General features: G+C 61.5%; 17 protein-coding genes. 8 read left to right on the forward strand and 9 right to left on the reverse strand.

The window, feature by feature from the left end; translation table 11 throughout:
• The first annotated feature begins 172 nt into the window (after positions 1–172).
• The 6 genes from AC06G5_RS24330 (at position 173) to AC06G5_RS24355 (ending at position 11040) form a co-directional block, all read left to right on the forward strand.
• Positions 173–4807, forward strand: coding sequence for a SpvB/TcaC N-terminal domain-containing protein (locus tag AC06G5_RS24330; protein ID WP_480458483.1), 4635 nt, complete (start codon positions 173–175; stop codon positions 4805–4807).
• A gap of 229 nt (positions 4808–5036) precedes the next feature.
• Positions 5037–6803, forward strand: a complete 1767-nt coding sequence (locus AC06G5_RS24335; RefSeq protein WP_480458485.1) for an ATP-binding protein — start codon at positions 5037–5039, stop codon at positions 6801–6803.
• Positions 6797–8122, forward strand: coding sequence for a sigma-54-dependent transcriptional regulator (locus AC06G5_RS24340; protein WP_413425230.1), 1326 nt, complete (start codon positions 6797–6799; stop codon positions 8120–8122). The genes AC06G5_RS24335 and AC06G5_RS24340 overlap by 7 nt, the downstream gene beginning before the upstream one ends.
• Before the next feature lie 314 nt (positions 8123–8436).
• Positions 8437–9756: an MFS transporter gene (locus AC06G5_RS24345; protein WP_413425228.1), complete on the forward strand. Its 1320-nt coding sequence runs from the start codon at positions 8437–8439 to the stop codon at positions 9754–9756.
• A gap of 225 nt (positions 9757–9981) precedes the next feature.
• Positions 9982–10173 carry a hypothetical protein gene (locus AC06G5_RS24350; protein ID WP_480458488.1) on the forward strand — a complete coding sequence of 64 codons (192 nt, stop codon included), beginning with the start codon at positions 9982–9984 and terminating at the stop codon, positions 10171–10173.
• A gap of 237 nt (positions 10174–10410) precedes the next feature.
• Positions 10411–11040, forward strand: coding sequence for a flavin reductase family protein (locus AC06G5_RS24355; RefSeq protein ID WP_413425224.1), 630 nt, complete (start codon positions 10411–10413; stop codon positions 11038–11040).
• Here the strand turns inward: AC06G5_RS24355 and AC06G5_RS24360 are convergent, their stop codons facing one another.
• Complete coding sequence (locus tag AC06G5_RS24360; protein WP_085714463.1) at positions 11041–11271, reverse strand: hypothetical protein; 231 nt, start codon at positions 11269–11271, stop codon at positions 11041–11043.
• Positions 11272–11312: 41 nt separating this feature from the next.
• Positions 11313–11666: a putative quinol monooxygenase gene (locus tag AC06G5_RS24365; RefSeq protein ID WP_413425222.1), complete on the reverse strand. Its 354-nt coding sequence runs from the start codon at positions 11664–11666 to the stop codon at positions 11313–11315.
• A 339-nt stretch (positions 11667–12005) separates the two neighbouring features.
• Here AC06G5_RS24365 and AC06G5_RS24370 point away from each other — a divergent pair, with 339 nt between their 5' ends.
• On the forward strand, positions 12006–12935 hold the full coding sequence (locus AC06G5_RS24370) for an AraC family transcriptional regulator (RefSeq protein ID WP_413425220.1): 930 nt from the start codon (positions 12006–12008) through the stop codon (positions 12933–12935).
• A 131-nt stretch (positions 12936–13066) separates the two neighbouring features.
• Here AC06G5_RS24370 and AC06G5_RS24375 read toward each other — a convergent pair whose 3' ends face one another.
• The 6 genes from AC06G5_RS24375 to AC06G5_RS24400 form a co-directional block, all read right to left on the reverse strand.
• On the reverse strand, positions 13067–14122 hold the full coding sequence (locus AC06G5_RS24375) for an ABC transporter ATP-binding protein (protein WP_413425218.1): 1056 nt from the start codon (positions 14120–14122) through the stop codon (positions 13067–13069).
• Between the two features lie 157 nt (positions 14123–14279).
• Complete coding sequence (locus AC06G5_RS24380; protein ID WP_413425216.1) at positions 14280–15128, reverse strand: ABC transporter permease; 849 nt, start codon at positions 15126–15128, stop codon at positions 14280–14282.
• Positions 15125–16033 (reverse strand): ABC transporter permease, encoded by a 909-nt coding sequence (locus AC06G5_RS24385; protein WP_057396286.1) that lies wholly within the window; start codon positions 16031–16033, stop codon positions 15125–15127. Before AC06G5_RS24385 ends, AC06G5_RS24380 begins: the two co-directional genes overlap by 4 nt.
• A 166-nt stretch (positions 16034–16199) precedes the next feature.
• The gene (locus AC06G5_RS24390) at positions 16200–17303 is read right to left on the reverse strand and encodes an extracellular solute-binding protein (RefSeq protein WP_413704086.1); all 1104 of its coding nucleotides are present in this window, start codon (positions 17301–17303) and stop codon (positions 16200–16202) included.
• Between the two features lie 304 nt (positions 17304–17607).
• Positions 17608–19056, reverse strand: coding sequence for an aldehyde dehydrogenase family protein (locus AC06G5_RS24395; protein WP_413704085.1), 1449 nt, complete (start codon positions 19054–19056; stop codon positions 17608–17610).
• On the reverse strand, positions 19053–20690 hold the full coding sequence (locus tag AC06G5_RS24400; protein WP_413425211.1) for a 5-guanidino-2-oxopentanoate decarboxylase: 1638 nt from the start codon (positions 20688–20690) through the stop codon (positions 19053–19055). Before AC06G5_RS24400 ends, AC06G5_RS24395 begins: the two co-directional genes overlap by 4 nt.
• A 159-nt stretch (positions 20691–20849) precedes the next feature.
• Between AC06G5_RS24400 and AC06G5_RS24405 the strand changes: the two genes are divergently transcribed.
• Positions 20850–21731: a LysR substrate-binding domain-containing protein gene (locus AC06G5_RS24405; RefSeq protein ID WP_413425209.1), complete on the forward strand. Its 882-nt coding sequence runs from the start codon at positions 20850–20852 to the stop codon at positions 21729–21731.
• A gap of 124 nt (positions 21732–21855) precedes the next feature.
• Here the strand turns inward: AC06G5_RS24405 and AC06G5_RS24410 are convergent, their stop codons facing one another.
• Positions 21856–22470: an NAD(P)-dependent oxidoreductase gene (locus AC06G5_RS24410; RefSeq protein ID WP_413425207.1), complete on the reverse strand. Its 615-nt coding sequence runs from the start codon at positions 22468–22470 to the stop codon at positions 21856–21858.
• Positions 22471–22502 lie beyond the last annotated feature (32 nt).

Below are 22502 nucleotides of genomic sequence, written 5' to 3' on the forward strand. Positions count from 1 at the left end.
AACGGCAGACCGGTTTTTTTACGCCTGATAAAAAGCGATCGAAGGCTGAAGCTCACGCATCGTTTGTTCTAATAAATCCCGGCTGACCTGTCAGATCTGACAGGTTACAGCCGCCCGTGTCGCTGATAGCTTGAATGCACTCGATGCATTCTCTGTCACGGCGGACACTCCCATGGCGACTGAACAGCAGGGCACCCTCGAAATCAACGCACCCGCCCTGCCCAAAGGCGGCGGCGCCATCCAGAGCATCGGCAAGGGCTGGGGCGGTGTCGGCACCACCGGTGCGGCGTCGCTGGAGCTGCCACTGCCCATCAGCAAGGCGCCCAATCGTGACATGGTCCCGGCCCTGGGCCTGGGTTACAGCAGCGATGTCGGTAACAGTCCGTTCGGCATCGGCTGGCGCCTGACCACCAATGCGATCACCCTGCGCACCACCAAAGGCGTGCCGAAGTACGATGGCAGCGACCAGGTGGTTGGCCCCGGCGGTGATGTGTGGATGCCCGAGAAGAGTGATGACGGCAAACTGATCTCCAGGGCGGTGTCCGGGTACAACGGCGTCCAGATCGGCATGCATCAGGTCGTGCGCTACTGGCCGCGGGTCGAAGGCGCTTTCGATTTGATCGAGCACTGGACCAAAGAGGGCGATGCGGACAATCCGGCGGGCTTCTGGCTGATCCACGGTGCCGACGGCAGCCTGCACTGCTACGGCAAAACCGAGGCGTCACGCCGGGCCGATTCGAACGACAAGTCCCGCGTCGGTGTGTGGCTGATCGATGAAAGCCTGAACCTGCGCGGCGAACATGTGGTGTACCTGTACCAGGCAGAAGTCGATGTGCCGACCGCCCCACAGTTGCGTGACTACCGTGCCCAGCGCTACCTGCGTCGGGTCTTGTACGGCAACGCCCAGGCCAGCGCCAACCTGTATGCATGGAAAGCCAATGGCTGGAAAGACGTGGCCTGGCATTTCCACCTGCTGTTCGATTACGGCGAACGCAGTGCCGACCTGACGCAAGTGCCGATGTACGATCTACCCGGTATAGAGCGCGGAGACTGGGGCGAACCACGCAAGGATCCATTCTGGAACTACGCCTACGGTTTTGAACTGGGCTCCCGGCGCCTGTGCCGTCAGGTCCTGATGTTTCATCAGTTCGCCGAAGAGCTCGGTAACGACCCGGTACTGGTCCAGCGCCTGCTGCTCGAGCATCGCCAGAGTCCGCTGGGCTACAACCATCTGACCGCCGCCCACATCCAGGCGTATGACAATCAGGGACAGATGGAAAGCCGGCCGCCCATGGAGTTCTTCTATAACCCGTTCGAACTCGATCCGCAGCGCGAGGGTTACCGCGAGTTCCCGCAGATGCCCGGTCTCAATGATGGCCAGCGTTATCAACTGGTGGACTTGTATGGCGAAGGCATGCCCGGCGTGCTGTTCAGCAGCGACAAGGCCTGGTATTACCGCGAACCGCTACGCGCCGCCAGTGGCGGCAATGAAGTGAGTTATGGCGACTGGGCGCTATTGCCCGGCATTCCCGTGGCCGACAGCAGCAAACCGGTTCGCCAGTCCCTCAGCGACCTGACGGGCGACGGCAAGCTCGACTGGGTCATCGCCCAGCCCGGTCTGTCCGGTTTCTTCACCCTCAATCCCGACCGAACCTGGTCGAACTTCGTGGCCTACGCGGCATTTCCCACGGAGTTTTTTCATCCCAAGGCGCAACTCGCCGACCTGGTGGGCGACGGCCTGACTGACCTGGCGTTGATCGGCCCGCGGAGTGTGCGGTTGTACTCCAGCCGTCGTGAAGTCGGGTTCAGCCAAGGGGCCGACGTCCCTCACGGTGAAGACTCACTGCCGCTGCTGAGCAATGCCCAGACCGAACTGGTGGCGTTCAGCGACCCACTGGGCAGCGGCACGCAGCACTTGGTGCGCATCCGTCACAACGAAGTCAAATGCTGGCCGAATCTGGGTCATGGAAAGTTCGGCAAAGGCTTCGTGCTTTGCGACCTGCCCTTCGACTATGCCGAGTTCGATGCATCGCGGGTACGACTGGCAGACCTGGACGGCTCGGGTGCCGTTGACCTGATCTACCTGGAGTCCGACGGATTCCGGGTGTTCATGAACCACGGCGGCGAAGGCTTCGATGAAGCCTCGGTGACAATGCCGTGGCCGCAAGGCGTGCGTTACGACCGCCTCTGCCAGGTGAGCATCGCCGACCTGCAAGGGCTGGGTTGTTCCAGCCTGATCCTGACCGTACCGCACATGGAGCCCCGGCACTGGCGCTACGATTTCGTCAGCGCCAAGCCGTATCTGGTGAGTGCCAGCCACAACAATATGGGCGCCGTGACGGGCGTGAGCTACCGCAGTTCGGCCCAGGAATGGCTGGATGAAAAAGCCGAGCTGATCGCGGCCGGCAAAGCCCCGGTTTCGCACCTGCCGTTTGCCATGCATCTGGTCAGCCAGCAGACCCAGCTCGATGAAATCACCGGCAATCGACTGACCCAGGGCTTCACTTACCGCCAGGGTTTCTACGACAGTTTCGAACGTGAGTTCCGTGGTTTTGGCCTGCTGCTGCAAACCGATACTGAGGCTTCGGTGGCCGAACGTTCAAGCCTGGGCTTCACTGCGCCGATTCTCAGCAAGACCTGGTTCCATACGGGCAAAGCCATAGACATGCGTGACGATAGTTACTACCGGGGGGACACCAACGCCGTCGATTTGCGCGCAACCCTGCTGCACGAGTATCACCTCAGCGACGCGGCGGGACGAGTGATCGAGCCCGACGAAGAACTCGTCCGCGAGATGGCCCGCGCCCTCAGCGGCTCTGTGTTGCGCTCAGAGGTTTTTGCCGCTGACGATGATCCCGCAACGGCTGTGCCCTATACAGTGCAGGAGAACCGCTTTCTCATTCGCCAGTTGCGCCCCAAAGGTAAACATCACCCCTATGCCGTGTTGCAGTCACTGGCGCTGGAAAGCATCGCTTACCAGTACGAAAAAACACTCGCCGACGACCCGCTGGTCCAGCACACGATCAACCTGGAGTGGGACAAGTTCGGCAGCCTGACTCATGGTTTTGTCGTGCACTACGCCCGGCGTAAAACCGACAAGGACAATCCGCCCTTCCACGTCGATCAGCCCGGCGACGAAAGCGATGAAGACTACGAAAACAAATGGTGGCTGGACGCCCACGACGAAGCGCAACAATGCTGGTATCTGACCGAGGCGAAAGCCGAGCATTGCCATTTGGAAAACACTGACGGCTGGCGCCTGGGCCTGCCCTATCGTCAGCGCGGCAATGCGCTGGTCCTGGAAAAAAACGAACTCAAACCTGTCGACATCCACCATGAGAAGCTCCTTGAGTGGGCCGCCGACGCAGGAGCCTGGGCAGGCAAAGCGGTGCTGACCGGTTTGTCGCTGCAACGCTATCAGGACCCGGCCACCGGCCAATTGCTGGACCCGGACCGACTGATTTTCACCGCCCTGCCCGACTACCTGGAAACCGCCGAACTGGATGCCGCCGCCCTGAGCGCCTACGACAAGCTCAAGGACGAAAACGGCAACATGCCGTTCAACCTCAAGGAGAAACTCCAATCACCCGAAGTCGGTTACCACATCATGGATCTGTTCCTGCCGGATGCTCCCGCGGGTGACCCCGTAGACCCGACCGATGCCAAGAACTATCTGTGGTCCGTGCGCAAGAGCTTCCCCACTTACCACGGCCTGGAAGGGTTCCATAACGTCGAAAAATTCCAGCAGACCAAAAGCCATGGCATCACCTCAGTCGCGTATGACGAGCACTGGTGCCTGAGTACCGCCGTCACGTTGCCGGATGGCTGCACCACAGGCATCCTCGATATCGACTACCGATCGTTCCTGCCAGCAGGCATCATCGACCCCAATCAAAACACCCAGGAGGCTCGCTACAACGCGTTCGGCGAAGTGCTGGTGACCAGTTTCTACGGCACGGAACTGGGCGTCGAGGTCGGTTTCCATCCGCTCAGCGGTTACCAGCCACCTGAGGACCGCACCCCGGCAGGCGCTATCGCCGACAAGAACAAAGCCATCGACAACTACGCCACGGCCAACTTCTCCGCGCCCTTCAGCTGGATGGGCAAAATCCCCCCGGCAGCGCCCGCGCCCTGGCTGGCCTGGGCCCGCGCCGAAGGTTTCGTATTGCCCGACGGCCATCTTTGCAGCCGGGCACGTGTGCACCTTGAAGGCCTGCAAAATCCTTCCGCGAACGAACGGCAGCTTCAGCAATACCTCGACAACGCGCATCGCGAACCCGTGCATGTCGTCACCTTGCAGGCCGACCGCTACCCCGGCGATCCGGAGCTGCAAATCCGCGCGGCCATCGCCTGCTGGGATGGCTTCGGACGCTCCCTGCAAACCAAACAGGAGGTCGAACCCGGCCTGGCCTGGGTGGTCAACGACAAAGGCGAACTTGAGCCCGACGAAAACGGTCGCCCCAAGGAAGAACAGGCGGCCCGGCGCTGGCGGGTCAGCGAACGGGTCGAGTACAACAATAAAGGCGAAACCGTGCGGATCTATCGCCCCTACTTCGCCAGCGCCTACCGCTACATCAACGACGCCTCGATCCGCGAGTCGGGCTACCACGACCAGCAGTTCTACGACGCCGCCGGCCGGCCGACACACACTGTGCTGGCGAAAAAAATGCTGCAGGGCAATCCACCAGAAGAAAAACCGTTGCGTCGGGAACAACGCTATCGCACCTGGTACACCATTGCGTTTGACGAAAACGACTTGTTTGATCCGCCACCCGCACAACGGCAATCCATCTGGACAATCCATTGAGCGCAAACATCCACCGCCATACGCCAGCGCTGGCTGCTACCGACGGTCGTGGCATAGTGGTACGGCAAGTGGCTTACCTTCGTGCCTTGAGACCGAAGTGGAACAAATGTGCAAAAAAATGAGCGATTGAAAGCTCAAGATATTCACCAGGGCACAGTGAGATGAGATCTGGCGCAAGATAGTCCGCATGCTATCTTGCGCCTCTTATCTTTTGTCCGATTTCCGTTCGATGCTCCCGACCTCCCGAACCCTGCGCCTGGCGCTCTACACCCTGTTGATCATCGCCGGCGCCGCCATCGCCGCGACCCTGGCCGTGCGCCACTCCGTGCGTCAGTCAATGGTCGAAGACGCCGCCCGCGCCAATCAGCAATTGGCGCTGTACGCCACGTCCCTGCATACCTTGATCGAACGTTACCGTGCCCTGCCCGCCGTGCTGGCGCTGGACCCGGAATTGCGCTCGGCGCTCAGGGGGGCGGTGAGCCCCGAGCAGCAGGATGCGTTGAACCGCAAACTGGAAAAGATCAACGGCGCGGCCCAATCTTCGACCCTGGAATTGCTCGACCGCAACGGCTTGGCCATTGCGGCCAGCAACTGGCGCCTGCCCAGCAGTTATGTCGGTCACAACTACGCGTTCCGCCCTTACTTCAACCAGACCCGCACCCAGGGCACCGGGCGTTTTTACGCGGTAGGCGTGACCAGCGGGATTCCCGGTTACTTCCTCTCCAGTGCGGTCAGCGATGACGATGGCCAGTTCCTTGGCGCCATGGTGGTGAAACTGGAATTTCCCGAACTGGAGCGCGAGTGGCGTCAGGGCAGCGATACGCTGCTGGTCAGCGATGCGCGCGGGATCATCTTCATCGCCAACCAGCCGGGCTGGCGCTACCGCCTGCTCAAGCCGCTGAGCGATAGCGATCATGCCGAACTCAAGACCACCCGCCAGTACGATAAACAGCCCCTGACGCCGCTTGAGTTTCAATCGTTGCGGCGCTTCGACGACAACAGTGACCTGGCTCGGGTCGATGGTCCGGACGGCAAGGCGGATTACCTGTGGGAATCCCTGCCGCTGAGTGCCGAGGGCTGGACCCTGCACCTGCTGCGTCGCCCGCAAGTCGCCTTCGAAGACAGCCGCAATGCGGCGCTCGCCGCGGCCGGGCTATGGCTGACCCTGGTGTTCCTGCTGCTGTTTCTCAACCAGCGCTGGCGCCTGGCGAAAATGCGCCAGCGCAGTCGCGAAGAACTCGAACGACTGGTAGAAGAGCGCACCCGCGACCTGCGCACCGCCCAGGAAGGCCTGGTGCAGTCGGCCAAACTCGCGGCGCTGGGGCAGATGTCCGCCGCCCTGGCCCATGAGATCAACCAGCCCCTCACCGCCCAGCGCATGCAGCTGGCGACCTTGCGCCTGCTGCTCGACAACGGCCGCGTCGACGACGCCTACAAGGCGCTCAAGCCGGTGGATGAGATGCTCACCCGCATGGCGGCCCTCACCGGCCACCTGAAAACCTTCGCCCGCAAGAGCCCCAGCGGTCTGCGCGAACGCCTGGACCTGGCGGCGGTGGTGGACCAGTCGCTGCAACTGCTCGACACAAGGTTGCGCGACGAACAGGTCAGCACGGTGTTGCACCTGACCCGTCCGGCCTGGGTGCGCGGCGATGCGATTCGTCTGGAACAGGTGCTGATCAATCTGCTGCGCAACGCCCTCGATGCGATGCAGGACAAACCCTGCAAACGCCTGGAAATCCGCCTGGAAGCCGACGAGCAATTGTGGCGCCTGAGCGTGAAAGACAATGGTGGCGGTATCGCCGAAGAGAACCTGTCCAAGGTCTTCGATCCGTTCTTCACCACCAAACCGGTGGGCGATGGCCTCGGCATCGGCCTGGCCGTATCGTTTGCCATCGTTCACGAATCCGGCGGGCGCCTGAGTGCCGCCAATCATGACAAAGGTGCCGTGTTTACCATGACCTTGCCCATCGACCTGGAGGTGCATGAACCATGCTGAACTCAGTGATGGTGGTCGACGACGAAAGCAGCATCCGCAGTGCCGTTGAGCAATGGTTGAGCCTGTCGGGTTTCGAGGTGCAGCTGTTCAGCCGCGCCGATGAATGCCTGGCGCAATTGCCCAGGCACTTTGCCGGGGTGATTCTCAGCGATGTGCGCATGCCCGGCATGACCGGCCTGGAACTGCTGGCCGAGGTGCAACGCCGGGATGCCGATTTGCCGGTGATCCTGTTGACCGGCCACGGCGATGTACCGATGGCCGTCGAGGCCATGCGCGACGGTGCCTACGATTTCCTCGAAAAACCCTTCAGCCCGGAAACCCTGCTTGGCAGCCTGCGCCGCGCCCTCGACAAGCGCCGGCTGGTGCTGGAAAACCGTGCGCTGCACGAGCAGGCGGACAACCGCGCCAAACTGGATGCCACGCTGCTCGGCGTGTCCCGGGGTTTGCAGACCCTGCGGCGGCAGGTGCTGGACCTGGCAGCACTGCCGGTCAACGTGCTGATTCGCGGTGAAACCGGCAGCGGCAAGGAACTGGTTGCGCGTTGCCTGCACGACTTCGGGCCCCGGGCCGACAAGCCCTTTGTCGCACTCAACTGCGCGGCCATCCCCGAGCAATTGTTCGAGGCCGAGCTGTTCGGTCACGAGAGCGGCGCGTTCACCGGGGCGTCCGGCAAGCGCATTGGCAAACTGGAGTACGCCGACGGCGGCACACTGTTTCTCGATGAAATCGAAAGCATGCCGCTGGCCCAGCAGGTGAAACTGCTGCGGGTGTTGCAGGAGCAAAAGCTTGAGCGACTGGGGTCGAACCAGAGCATCCGCGTGGATTTGCGCATCATCGCCGCGACCAAACCGGACCTGCTCGACGAAGCGCGGGCCGGACGTTTTCGCGAAGACCTGGCCTATCGTTTGAACGTCGCCGAGCTGCGCTTGCCGCCGCTGCGCGACCGGCGCGAGGACATCCCGTTGCTCTACGAGTCGTTTGCCCGCAACGCTGCCGAACGCCTGGGGCGGACCTTGCCACCGTTGAGCGGTCCACAGCTGAGCCATCTATTGAGCCACGACTGGCCGGGCAATGTGCGCGAACTGGCGAACGTCGCCGAACGTCAGGTATTGGGGCTCGGCGAGCCGGAGCCCCTGGGCATCGAGCCCGGCCAGTCACTGGCGGCGCAGCAGGAAGCGTTTGAGGCGCAATGCCTGCGTGCGGCGTTGACCCGGCACAAGGGTGATGTGAAGGCGGTGCTCGAAGAACTGCAGCTGCCGCGCCGGACCTTCAATGAAAAGATGCAGCGGCATGGGTTGAGTCGGGAGATGTTTTTGTAGCGCCTGAACTGGCCTCTTCGCGAGCAAGCCCGCTCCCACAGTGGATCTCCAGTGAACACAAGATTTGTGTACGTCTCAGATCAATTGTGAGAGCGGGCTTGCTCGCGAAGAGGCCGGTACAGGCGATACAAACCCAGGAGCCCGAATAAGCAACTTTCCGCCCACCACCAACCACAGATAAGCGGATTTCCGCTCACTGAAACACCCTCCCCCCTCTAAACCGGCCCTCTCCCCGTTGGCACAGCTCCTGCTATAGCCCAGGCAGGCTGCGTTTCATCGCGCTCCACAAAAACAATTAAATGAAGGATCCTTCAATGGATAACTCCAACTCCCTGCCGCTTGGGTCGGCTGCCGTACCGGCCAAAGAAAGAACCACTTCCAGTCGCATCAAATCGATCTTCAGCGGTTCCGTCGGCAACATGGTCGAGTGGTACGACTGGTACGTCTATGCCGCCTTCTCCCTGTACTTCGCCAAGACTTTCTTCCCCAAAGGCGACACCACCGCCCAACTGCTCAACACCGCCGCGATCTTCGCCGTGGGCTTCCTGATGCGTCCAATCGGTGGCTGGCTGATGGGCCTGTATGCCGACAAGGTCGGGCGCAAAAAGGCCCTGATGGCCTCGGTGTACCTGATGTGCTTCGGCTCGCTGCTGATCGCCTTGAGCCCAAGCTACGAAGTCATTGGCATCGGCGCGCCGATACTGCTGGTGTTCGCGCGCTTGCTGCAAGGCCTGTCGGTGGGTGGCGAATACGGCACCTCCGCCACTTACCTGAGCGAAATGGCGACCAAGGAGCGTCGCGGCTTCTACTCCAGCTTCCAGTACGTGACCCTGATCTCCGGCCAGCTCATCGCTTTGGCAGTGCTGATCGTGCTGCAACAACTGCTGACCACCGAAGAGCTCTACGCCTGGGGCTGGCGCATCCCGTTCGCCATCGGCGCGCTGTGTGCCGTGGTTGCGTTGTACCTGCGTCGCGGCATGGAAGAGACCGAGTCGTTCACCAAAAAAGAGAAAGCCAAGGAAAGCGCGATGCGCACCTTGCTGCGTCACCCCAAGGAACTGATGACCGTGGTCGGCCTGACCATGGGCGGTACCCTGGCGTTCTACACCTACACCACGTACATGCAGAAATACCTGGTGAACACCGTCGGCATGAGCATTTCCGACTCCACCACCATTTCCGCCGCCACGCTGTTCCTGTTCATGTGCCTGCAACCGGTCATCGGCGGGCTGTCGGATAAAATCGGTCGCCGGCCGATCCTGATTGCCTTCGGTATCCTCGGGACCCTGTTCACCGTGCCGATCCTCACCACCCTGCACACCGTTACGACCTGGTGGGGCGCGTTCTTCCTGATCATGGCGGCGCTGATCATCGTCAGCGGCTATACCTCGATCAACGCCGTGGTGAAAGCCGAACTGTTCCCGACCGAGATTCGCGCCCTGGGCGTGGGCCTGCCATACGCACTGACCGTATCGATCTTCGGCGGCACCGCCGAATACATCGCGCTGTGGTTCAAGAGCATCGGCATGGAAACCGGTTACTACTGGTATGTCACCGCGTGTATTGCCGTGTCGTTGCTGGTGTACGTCACCATGAAAGACACCCGCAAGCATTCGCGGATCGTGACGGACTGACCGTCCACCGGCACTCACTGCAACGGTGAGTGCCATGAGCCTTCGCGAGCGACCTCGCGAAGGCCACCATTCGTCTCCCCCCTCCAGCAAGATAATCATCGGTTAATTCACCGGCCGCACCCTGCGCCTGAGTGCATCCAGATGAACAGGACGCACGTATATCCGTTACAGGCCTCGAAAGAGCATCTGAACGAACCCATTGCGAACGTACCTGGAGTACCTGTCATGAAAACCCGACTGATCCTTGCCCTGACCCTTTCCGTGCTGGCTGCCAATGCCTTTGCAGCCGACGGTTACGACAAAACCGGTTCGGCCTCCTACGGTGCCGGCACCAGCGCTGCCATCGAGCACGCCCGTTCGGGCACCTATGCCGCCGATGGCTTCGATAAAACCGGTTCCGCTGAAAGTATCGGCTGATTGTGGAGGGGAATTGGGGGGACGTAGAAGTATTCGGGTCAACCATGGAACCTGTGGGAGCGGGCTTGCTCGCGAAAGCGGTGTATCAGTCACATTGATGCTGGATGTGCCGACGCATTCGCGAGCAAGCCCGCTCCCACATTTGACCTCATCACCTCAAGTGCTGAATCCGGCTGGAAATCTGCGGCGCGTGCTTGCACCATGAGCGTCTCCAGCCCGCTCCGGAAATTCTCTCCAATGCCCGACGACATCCACTTCTACGAACCCGCCAACGGCCACGGCCTGCCCCACGATCCGTTCAACGCCATCGTCGGCCCACGCCCCATTGGCTGGATCTCTTCACAGAATGCCGAAGGCCGTTTGAACCTGGCGCCCTACAGCTTCTTCAACGCCTTCAACTACATTCCGCCGATCATCGGTTTTTCCAGCGTCGGGCGCAAAGACAGCCTGAACAACATCGAACAGACCGGTGAATTCGTCTGGAACCTGGCCACGCGGCCGCTGGCCGAGCAGATGAACCAGAGCTGCGCCATGGTCGGGCCTGAGGTCAACGAATTCGAACTGGCCGGACTGACGACCGTTGCCTCGAAGGTGATTCAGGTGCCACGAGTGGCCGAAAGCCCGGTGTCGTTCGAGTGCAAGGTCACGCAGATCATCCAGTTGCAACGGGCGGACGGCAATGTGGTGCCGAGCTGGCTGATCCTCGGCGAAGTGGTCGCCGTGCATATCGCCAAATGGTTGTTGAAGGATGGGATATACGACACCGCCGCGGCAGAACCGATTCTGCGCGGCGGCGGGCCAGCGGATTATTTCCAGCTGGGGCCTGAGGCGTTGTTCAAGATGTACCGCCCGGGGGCGGTGAAGTGATCACCAGAGCAGGTCGGTGTTTTCCTTGACGTCCTTGAGGCGGGTCAGCTCCTTGGCGGCCGCATCATCGGCCTCGTGGGCGGTCTTGAAGACCTGGCCTTCCAGCACTTTGTGAAAACGCGGGGCGCCGGAACCACCCAGCGCTTTGACGGCGATAGCGGCGTGGTAACCACCCTCGCCCGGTACTACAGCGGAAACAGCTTCAAAGTGTTCAAAGGCTTTACGTGCCATGTCGCGAATCCTGGCTGGTTGAGAATGCTGTCATTAAACCCTCAACCGGCCAGTTTGTGTACCGCCACTGCGGACTGACCGAGGGCCTGCGCCGCCGACACATCCTTGAAGGTATGGAAATCCAGGCTATTGACCACCAGGTCCTGCACCAGCTCGGCAAAAACCTCCATCGCCGGCGTGCTGAAGTACGCGGTCATGGCCTGTTGATTGCTCCAGAAACCGGACACCAGCCACAGATCCGGATCGCACTGCGAATGCTGCAAGGCAAAACTCAGGCAGCCCGGCGCTGCGCGGGACGGCTCGATCAGGGCACTGAGGCGCACACCAAGTTCCACCGAGCGCCCGGCGCGCGCTCGAACGAAGGCCATATGACTGACGGGGATTTGCTTGGACATGTTCAACCCTCCCGGGGAGTCGCGAGGCAGCCGGGGGACGGGCTGCGACAGGATCAAAGGTTAAGGGCCGCGACGCCGGTCTCGTTAGTCGATTCCTGCCGGTGCGTTGCACAATCCTGCGAAACTGCATGGGAAGCCTGTAACAAGCGGTAAAACCCTGTCACGGTTCTGCCATACGAGTTTCAAGCAAGTTTTTCCGGTGCAAGGCTCTAGTGTTAATACCGCCGGTCGAGCCCAGGCAGAATCAGGCAAGCATCCGGCAGGATGTGTCTACCACTGTCACTTGCACAAACTTATGCTCTGCTCCATTCCCACCCTGCCTTGCCGAGGATGCCTCGCATGTCGTCGCCCGATCACTTTCAAGCCCCGCTGGACACCGACATGGAAAAGCAGCGCGCGGAACTGGCGGCGATCATCCGCCGTAACACCGCCGAAGACGGCAGTTATGCCACGGCCATCGCCTCGCTGTTCATGTCACGCCACAGCCAGTCCCACGAGTTCGCCCCGGTGCTCGCGCAACCGGCGCTGTGCATCATGGCTCAGGGACGCAAGGAAGTTCAGTTGGCCAACGAGTACTTCAACTACGACCCGTTGAACTACCTGGTGGTCTCGGTCTCGATGCCGCTGAGTGGACGGGTGGTGGATGTCTCGGCCGAGGAACCGATCCTGGCCTTGCGCCTGGACATCGACCCGGCGGAAATCACTGCATTGATCGCCGACGCCGGCCCCCTCGGCGTACCCACCCGGCCGACCGGGCGCGGGCTGTATGTCGAACGACTCGACACCGCCATGCTTGATGCGGTGCTGCGTCTGGCACGACTACTGGACACGCCCAAAGACATCGCCATGCTCGCGCCGCTGATTCGCCGGGAGATCCTCTATCGACTGTTGCGCAGCAAACAGGGGCATCGGCTGTACGAAATCGCCATCGCCAACAGTCAAAGCCATCGCATCAGCCAGGCGATCAAATGGCTCAACGGCAACTTCGAGCAGCCGTTGCGCATCGATGATCTGGCGAAGGAAGTGAACCTGAGCGTGTCGACGCTGCATCACCGTTTCAAGGCGATGACGGCGATGAGTCCGTTGCAATATCAAAAGCAGCTTCGCCTGCAGGAAGCGCGGCGGCTGATGCTGGCCGAAGGGCTGGAGGCTTCGGCGGCGGGGTATCGCGTCGGCTATGAAAGCCCTTCGCAGTTCAGCCGGGAGTACAGCCGGTTGTTCGGCGCGCCGCCGTTAAGGGATCTGGCGCGGTTGCGGTTGTCAGTCTGATCCGGAATTTTTGGTGTGGCTGCTGACCCCTTCGCGAGCAAGCCCGCTCCCACAGGTTCTGTGAACGCCACATACCCTGTAGGAGCTGGCTTGCCAGCGATAAGGCCAGCAAGGCCAACATCAAATCCGGATCAGGCCCCGAGTACCCGGCAAGCCTCCGCCGGCAACGTCACCGACACCGGATGCCCGATGCTCAGGCCGAAGCCCTGACATGGTGTGCTCAGCGCGGTAAACGACACCCCGGAACACTCCACCGTGGTCTCGATGGTCGCGCCGATATCGCGCACGAACGTCACCTTGCCCAGCAAGCGGTTGCCTGCGGTCGCCTGGGGTGCCGACAGTTGCAGGTCTTCAGGACGAATCAGCATCTTCAACTTCTCCCCTGCCGCAATACTCGTGCAGATCGGCACTTGCAGCGCATCGCCACCCGGCAGGCAGACCTTGCCGTTGCCCAGCGCCGTGGCCGGGAAGATGTTGCCCGAGCCGATGAAATCGGCGACGAACTCATTGGCCGGGTGCCGGTAGATTTCAATCGGCGTGCCCACTTGCTGCACCCGATGTTCACCCAGCACCACCACGATATCGGCCATGGTCATGGCCTCGCGCTGGTCGTGGGTCACCATGATGGTGGTGATGTTCAGGCGTTGTTGCAGTTGACGGATTTCCACCTGCATCGACTCGCGCAGCTTGGCGTCCAGCGCCGACAACGGTTCGTCGAGCAGCAGGATCTTCGGGTGCGAGGCAATCGCCCGGGCAATCGCCACGCGCTGACGCTGGCCGCCGGAGAGCTTGGCCACCGGACGATTGATCATCGGTTGCAGCTGGATCAGTTCCAGCAATTCCACCACCCGCTTCTGCTGATCGGCCTTGCCGACCCCGCGCAGTTTCAGCGGATAGGCGATGTTCTCGCCCACGGTCATGTGCGGGAACAGTGCCAGGGACTGGAACACCATGCCGAAGTTGCGCAGGTGCGCCGGGGTGTTGCCGATGTCTTCACCGTCCAGGCGGATCTCGCCGCCGGTCAGGCTTTCAAGGCCGGCAATCATGCGCAGCAACGTGGTTTTGCCACAGCCCGAAGGGCCGAGGAAACACACCAGCTTGCCCTCGGGCAAATGCAGGTTCACATCCGTTACCGCGCAGGCCGAGCCGTAATGTTTCTCGACGTTTTCCAGAATCAGACCAGACATAAGAATCACCTCAAAAATAAGGTTCTGTCTGGAGGTCGCCGAGCGATGATCAGGCAAGGCAAAAGTCTGCGAAGAAGCGGAGTTGACTTTAGTCAATGAGCATTCTGAGCTGACTTTTAACGCAGCATGATCGAGCGCAGGCACCTCCGGGCAGAAGCTAGAACGAAACGCCACCTTCGCCGACTAACTTCTCCAGCGCCCAGATCAGGACGAAGTCGATCAGCACGATCAGCACGGCAAACGAAAATACGGTTGGGTCGAGCGAAGACACGGTGCGGCTGTACATCCAGATCGGCACGGTCATCACATCGATGGTGTAGAGGAAGTAGGTCACGGTGAACTCGTTGAACGAGACGATGAACGCCAGCAGCATGCCCGCCAGGATCCCCGACTTCATCAACGGCACCACCACATCGACAATCGCCCGCAGCGGTGAAGCGCCGAGCATCTGCGCGGCCTCCTCGACTTCGCTGCCGATGGAGAGCATCGCCGCCGTGCAGTTCTTCACCACGAACGGCAATGCGAGGATCACGTGGGCAATCACCAGGCGCGAGGTAGTCATGTGGAACGGCAGGCTGTCGAACACCAGCAGCAATGCCAGGCCCAACACCACCATCGGGAACACCAGTGGCAACGACATCAGTTGCAGCGCCACGGCCTTGCCGCGGAACTCGCAACGGGTCAGCGCGTAGGCCGCCGGCACCGCGATCAGCGTGGCGAAGATCATGGTCAGGCACGACACCAGCAGGCTGGTGCTCATGGCCTGGCCGAGGCTCAGGACGTCGCTGGCGTCCGGTGACACAAAGGTGTGCCAGGCGGCTTTGTACCATTGCAGGCTGTAGCTGCTCGGCGGGAAGTCGAGGTTCGACGCGCCGCTGAACGACATCACGATCATGGTCAGGATCGGCAACACCGCCAACAGCAGGATGAAGCCCGAGAGGATGCCGGCAAACTTGCCGGTATCACCCGGCAACAGTGACTGGCGCTTCTTGATCAGGGTACTCATTGCGAAGCCTCCAGCATGCGGCGACGACGGCCAGTGATGTATTCGGACAGGGTCATGATCGCCAGGGTGGTAACGATCAGCACCACACCGGCAGCGGATGCGGCGGGCCAGTTCATCAGCGGGGCGATCTGGTCATGCACCATCACCGCCAGCATCGGCACGCGCCGGCCACCGAGCAGCAACGGCACCACAAAACTGCTGGCGTTGTAGGCGAACACCAGGGTCGCACCGGTAATGATCCCCGGCAGACTCATCGGCAATACCACCTGGCGGAATACCTGCAAGCGACTGGCGCCGAGGGTGGCGGCGGCCTCTTCATAGCTGCGAGCGACACCGCGCATGGCGCTGGCAATCGGCAACACGGCCAGCGGGAAGGCGGTTTGCACCAGGCCCATCAACACGCCGTTCTGGTTGTACAACAGCATGATCGGGCGCTTGATCAGGCCCAGGCCCATCAGGGTCTGGTTGAGCATGCCGCCGGGACCGAGGATCACCAGCCAGCCGTAGCTTTGCAGCAGCAGGTTGACCAGCAAGGGCAGCAGCACCGCCGCAAGGAAGATCCGTCGCACGAACGGCGAGGTCAGGCGCGACATGGTGTAGGCCACCGGGATCGCCAGAATCACTGCGATCACCGCGCTGATCAGCGCCAGGCGCAGGGTCAGCATCAGCGATTTGAGGTAATAGGGTTCCAGCAACTGGGCGTAACTGGCCAGGCTGAAGCCGGACCATTCCGCGCCCTTGGTGCCCACGCTCATGCGCAGTACCAGCAGGCTGGCGGCAATCAGTACGCCAAGAAACAGCATCGACGGCGAAAGGAAAAACCAGGCGCGCGCCGTTGGCGAAACACCCTGAGCAGCGCGCACGGGGGCGGCACTCACCGGATGGGTCAGAGGTTGGTGTTCCATAGCAAAGGGTCTCGTCAATGGAAGATCAATGGCACACGGAAGCGGGGTGTAAACCCCGATCCCCTGTAGGAGCGAGCTAGCTCGCGAAGGAAGTGAGGGCGCCACGTTCATTCAGGCAGCCCTCGTCATCGTTAACATCCATCGCGAGCTAGCTCGCTCCTACAGATCAGGAAGAAAAGATTTCCGTGTAACGACGAATCCACTGGTCATGCACAGTCGCCAGGAAGGCGTTGTCGTGCATGATCGCCTTCTCGGCAATCTGCTCCGGCGTGAGGATGTACGGACTCTTGCGTGCTTCGGCGGAGATGATCGCCTTGGCGTTGACCGGGCCGTTGTAGATGTCTTCAGCCATCTTGCCCTGCACCAGTGGGTCCAGAGAGTGGTTGATGAAGGCGTAGGCCATATCGGTATCGCCCGGACGGTTCTTCGGCATCACCGACAGCATCAGGTCGGTGTAGAAACCTTCCTTCATGCCGAACGTGGCGCCCAGGCCGTAGTTCGGATCGCGGATCTGTTTCGGGAAGAACGCTGGAGCGTACAGACCGCCCATGTCCAGGGAACCGGTGCGGAACAGTTCGGCGATCTGGTTCGGGTTTTCACCCAGCGTCACCACACGATCTTTCAGCTCGGCGAGTTTCTTGAAGCCCGGTTCGATGTTGTGCTCGTCACCACCGGCCAGTTTGGCGGCGATGATGATCAGGTCCATGGCCTCGGTCCAGTTCGGCGGCGGCAGGAAGATGTTCGGGGCCACCTCCGGGTCCCACAGGGCCGCGTAGCTGTCTGGCGCTTGTTTCTGGGTGCGGGTGCTGTAGACCAGGCTGTTGCACCACAGCAGGTAACCGATACCGTGGCCATTGGCGCCGGTGCGGTACTTTTCCGGTACATCGACGAGGTTGGGAATGCGGTTGAGGTCGGGTTTTTCCAGCAGGTTGGCGGCGGCCAGACCTTCGGCGCCGACGCCTGCAAGGGTGATGATGTCGTATTGCGGACGATCACCGCCGGCCTTGAGCTTGGCGACCATTTCCGAGGTACTGCCGGTGCGGTCAGCGATAACCTTGCAACCGTACTTGTCTTCGAACGTCGCGGCGATGTTGCGCAGTGCAGCCAGGCCGGTGTCATCGGACCAGGTCAGCAAACGCAGGGTCTTGCCGGCAAAACGTGTATCGCTGGCATTGGCCTTGATGAACGGCATGCTCATGGCCGCTGCTGCAACCGAGGCTACGCCCACGGTCTTGATGAATTGACGTCTGTTCAGATCATGCTCGCCCATTACGGACTCCCTTTGTTTTTGTAGGTATGAGGCTGGTCGAAACTGTTGCATCCGCGCGGCTGGATCAGCTTTAGCCCCTGTGTTTTCGGGGGCTTGGCTGAGCCAGCGAGTTCATCCTGAGGTCGTGTAAAACACCTGACTATCGATAAAAACTCATTGAAGCCATGACGTCAGCGCATGCCTCCTTTTCCTTGTGGGAGCGAGCTTGCTCGCGATGGACGTCAACGATAATGCGGGGCATCAGACAGCCCGTGTCGTCCATGCGTCCATCGCGAGCAAGCTCGCTCCTACACAGTGCCAGGCGTCAGACGGCCCGAATCACGTGTTTGATTTCCTGGAAAGCCTGCAAGCCCCACGGCCCCAATTCGCGGCCGATGCTGCTCTGCTTGTAGCCGCCCCAGGCGGTCTGCGGGAAGATCACCTGCGGTGCGTTGATCCACACAAGCCCCGCCTGCAACGCGTTGGCGACGCGGTCGGCGGTCTCGGCATTGCGCGTCACCACACTGGCGACCAGGCCAAACTGACTGTCGTTAGCCAAGGCAATCGCTTCGGCTTCAGAGGCGAAACTGCGCACGCAGATCACCGGGCCGAAAATCTCTTCATTCCACAGCGCACTGTCGAGGGGCACTTCGGTGAAGACTGTCGGCTGCAAAAAATATCCGCGCGGCAGGTCGGCCGGGCGATTTCCACCGCAAACCAGTTTGGCGCCGGCACTCAAACCACGATCGATGTGACCGAGCACGCGCTGGTACTGCGCCTGATTGACCAGGGCGCCCATTTCCACGTTCGGGTCGAACGGGTCGGCCACGCGAATCGCTTCGGCACGGGCTTTCACACGGGTCAGGAACTCGTCGGCCAGCTCATTGGCGACCAGCACACGGCTGGTGGCGGAACACATTTGCCCGGCGTTGAAGAAACCGCCGCCGCAAGCCACGTCCACCGCCAGGTCGATATCGGCATCGGCCAGTACCAGCAGCGAAGATTTGCCGCCCAGTTCCAGGCTCACGCCCTTGACGGTTTCCGCCGCACGTTGCATGACCTGCACGCCGACCGCATTGCTGCCGGTGAACGACACTTTGGCGATGCGTGGGTCAGCCGACAGCGGAGCGCCAACTGCCAGGCCGGTGCCGCACACCAGGTTGAAGACACCCGCCGGCACACCGGCTTGCGCGATGATTGCCGCCAGTTCCAGTTCCGGCAGCGGCGTCACTTCCGAAGGCTTGAGCACCACGCAGCAACCGGCGGCCAGGGCCGGGGCGAGTTTCCACGCGGTGGTGACCATCGGGAAGTTCCACGGCACGATCAGACCAACCACACCGCACGGCTCACGGCGCAAGCGAGCGCTGAAGTCGTCGCTCGGCAGCTCAATGGCACTGTCCTGTTTCGCGTCCAGGCCTTCGGCCAGACCGGCGTAATACTCGAACGTGGCGATCACGTCATCGACGTCGATCGCGGCTTCGAACTGCGGCTTGCCGTTGTTGCTCGACTGCAAGTGCATCAGTTTTTCGCGATTGGCCTGCACGCCCGCGGCGATTTTGCGCAGGATGGCAGCGCGTTCGGCGCCCGTGGTTTTCGACCAGGCGGCGAACGCCTGGGTCGCCGCGCTCACGGCTTGATCGACCGCGCGTTCATCGCCACCGTTCACCGTGGTCAACAGGGCTTCGGTCGCCGGGTTGATGACACGCAGGTGTTCATTGCCCGCCGACCATTGGCCGTTGATGTACAGGCCATCCAGGGTAGTCGGGAAACTCATTTCGACACCGCCTGCATCCATTCGGCCTGATCGATTTCAATCAGGGTCGGACCCTGGCGATCGGTGGCCACGCGCAAGGCGCCGCGCAATTGCTCGACACTGCTGACGGCTTCGGCCGCGCAACCCAATGCTTTGGCCACTCCGATGAAGTCCGGGGTGTAGATGTCCACGCCGACCGGCTCGATGGCGCGGTTGACCATGTATTTCTTGATCTCTTCGTAGCCCTGGTTATTCCACAGCAGCACGATCACCGGGGTGCGCGCTTCAACGGCACTGGCCAGTTCCGGCAGGGTGAACTGCAGGCCGCCGTCGCCGATCAGGCACACCACGGGAGGACGAGCGCCGTTTTCAACGCTGCCGCCGAGCCAGGCACCAATGGCCGCAGGCAAGGCGTAACCGAGAGTGCCGTAACCAGTGGACGAGTTGAACCAGCGGCGCGGACGCTCCGGGTTGAAGGTCAGGTTGCCGGTGTACACCGGCTGGGTCGAATCGCCGACGAACACGGCGTCCGGCAGTTCGTGCAGCACGGTTTCCAGGAAACGGGTCTGGGCCAGGGTCGGTGCGTCCCAGGTAGCGGCCAGGTCTTCACGCAGACGAGCGGCGCGTACTTGCCCCCAATCGTTGCGGCGCTCGGCCAGGGATTTGTGCGACAAGGCGCTGAGCAAGGCCTGGGCGGCGTTGCGCGAGTCGGCCACCAATGCCACGTGCGGCGGGTAGTTGCGCACGGTCTGGTCCGGGTCGATGTCCACGCGCAGCAGCTGGCCTGGAATCTCGAAGCCACCGGCGAAGGTCACGTCGTAGTCGGTCTCGGCCAGCTCGGTGCCGATGGCCAGTACCACATCGGCCTCGGCGACCAGCGCACGGGTGGCGACCAGGCTCTGGGTCGAACCGATCAGCAGCGGGTGGCCGGAGGCGAGCATGCCCTTGGCATTGATGGTCAGGGCTACCGGTGCGTCCAGCAGCTCGGCCAGCTCGGTCAGCTCGGCCGCCGCGTCGATTGCACCGCCGCCGGCGAGAATCAGCGGACGCTTGGCGCCGGCCAGCAAATCGGTCATGCGCGACACGGCGCTCGGCGAAGCACCGGCGCGGTCGATGTTGACCGGCAGGCTGGTCAGCAGGTCGTCGGCGTCTTCAACCAACACATCCAGCGGAATCTCAATGTGTACCGGACGCGGACGGCCAGCCTGGAACAGCGCAAAGGCGCGAGCCAGCACGCCCGGCAATTCCGATGCCGACATCAGGGTGTGGGAGAAGGCCGCGACACCGGCGCACAATGCGCCCTGGTTCGGCAGCTCATGCAGCTTGCCGCGACCGCCGCCCAACTGGCTGCGCGATTGCACGCTGGAGATCACCAGCATCGGGATCGAATCGGCGTAGGCCTGGCCCATGGCGGTGGTGATGTTGGTCATGCCTGGGCCGGTGATGATGAAACACACACCAGGTTTGCCGCTGGTGCGGGCGTAGCCGTCGGCCATGAAGCCGGCGCCCTGTTCATGGCGCGGCGTGACGTGGTTGATGCTCGAACGGGCCAGCCCGCGATACAACTCCACGGTATGAACCCCCGGAATGCCGAACACCTGCTCGACTCCGTAGTTTTCGAGTAACTTGACCAATACTTCGCCACACGTCGCCATGTCATTGCCCTTCTTGTTCGTTTGAGACGCCGGGCATGCGCTGTGTTTATGATGGATTCGCAGGCCCGGGAATGGCCTCATTGGAACGGGCGACACATAGCCGCAACAATGGATAAAAAGTCATACTAGCCATGTCCTCACGTCATACCTTGGATCCCAATGAAACGACTGCCTCCCCTGCCGGCACTGCACACATTCCTGATTACCGCGCAGTGCTGCAATTTCACCCGTGCTGCCGAACAGCTGTTTATCACCCAGGGCGCGGTGAGTCGGCAGATCGCCGGGCTGGAAGATTTTCTGGGTTATGAATTGTTCATCCGTCAGGCGCGAGGCCTGGACCTGACAGCCGAAGGACGGGAATGGCTGCCGCGGGTCCAGCAGATTTTCGGCCTGATCGACGAGGCGGTGGAGCAGATCGGCGAGAAGCGCGAAACCCTGCAGCTCAAGGCTCCGACCTGCGTCATGCGCTGGTTGCTGCCGCGTCTGTTGCAATGGCAAAGGGAGCGTCCGGACGTGCCGGTGGAACTGACCACCACAGTCAAGCACGGCGTGGATTTTCATCGCGAGCAGTTCGATGCGGCGGTGATGTACGGCGCACCGCCGGACGATTCATTGATGTCGCAAAAGCTCTTCGATGAACAACTCACGCCGGTGTGTTCCAGGCCGATGCTCGAAGGCCCGATGCCCCTGCAGACTCCAGCCGATCTGCAACAACACCTGCTGTTGCATCCGACCCGCGATGAACGGGACTGGAAGGCCTGGTTGAAAGCCGCGGATGTACAGTTGAGCAATGTCGGCAAGGGTCAGCATTTCGAAACACTGGACCTGGCGATGTCGATGGCGTCCCAGGGAACGGGGGTGGCGATTGGCGACTGGTCGCTGATCGGCGATGACCTGAACGCCGGGCGGCTGGTCATGCCATTCGAATTGAAGGTGACAACCGGGCTGGCGTATTACCTGGTATTCCCCGAAAAACCCGGGCCTTCGCCGAAGTTGCGCGAATTGATGGGCTGGCTGGTGGAGCAGGCACAATCGCGCTGAACAATACCTTGTAGGAGCGAGCTCGCTCGCGATGAACCTGAGAATACCGCGGGGTATCAGGTTCCCAGCGTTATCGTTGGCGATCATCGCGAGCGAGCTCGCTCCTACAGGAGATCAGTGATCTTCAATAACCGACCGTAAACCGCTGCCGCGAATGCTTCGGTGCTTCCACTTCATCGAGCATCGCGATCGCGTAGTCGGCAAAGGTAATCCAGCTGCGCCCTGCGCTGCTCACCAGCAAATCGTCCTTGCCGACGCGGAACTTGCCCGTGCGCTCGCCCTCGACAAATTCGGCCGATGGCGACAAGAAGGTCCACTCCAGATCCCGCTCTTCACGCAAGTTTGCGAGGAATTCGGCACCGGCGCTGGCCTCTGCCTTGTAAGCCTCAGGGAAGCCTTTGCTATCGATCACCCGAGTGCCATCCGGCAACAACAGCGACCCCGCACCGCCCACCACCAGCAAGCGATTGACCCCAGCCTTTTTCACCGGCCCGGTAACGGCACTCGCCGGCAACGTCGAGAAATGCGCGGCGCTGATCACCACATCATGACCGGCGACGGCTGCTTGCAGGGCCGCGGCATCGAGGGCATCGACATCTTTGCTGACCACACCGTCACGCTGACCGATTTTCGCCGTGTTGCGGGCGATCGCGGTAACGCTGTGGCCGCGACGCAAGGCCTCTTCCAGCAATTGGCTACCGGCACGACCGGTGGCCCCGATGATTGCGATTTTGCTCATGACATTCTCCAACAGGTTGGGTAGCTCAATGG

Source organism: Pseudomonas sp. WT-JTC (assembly GCF_056711565.1).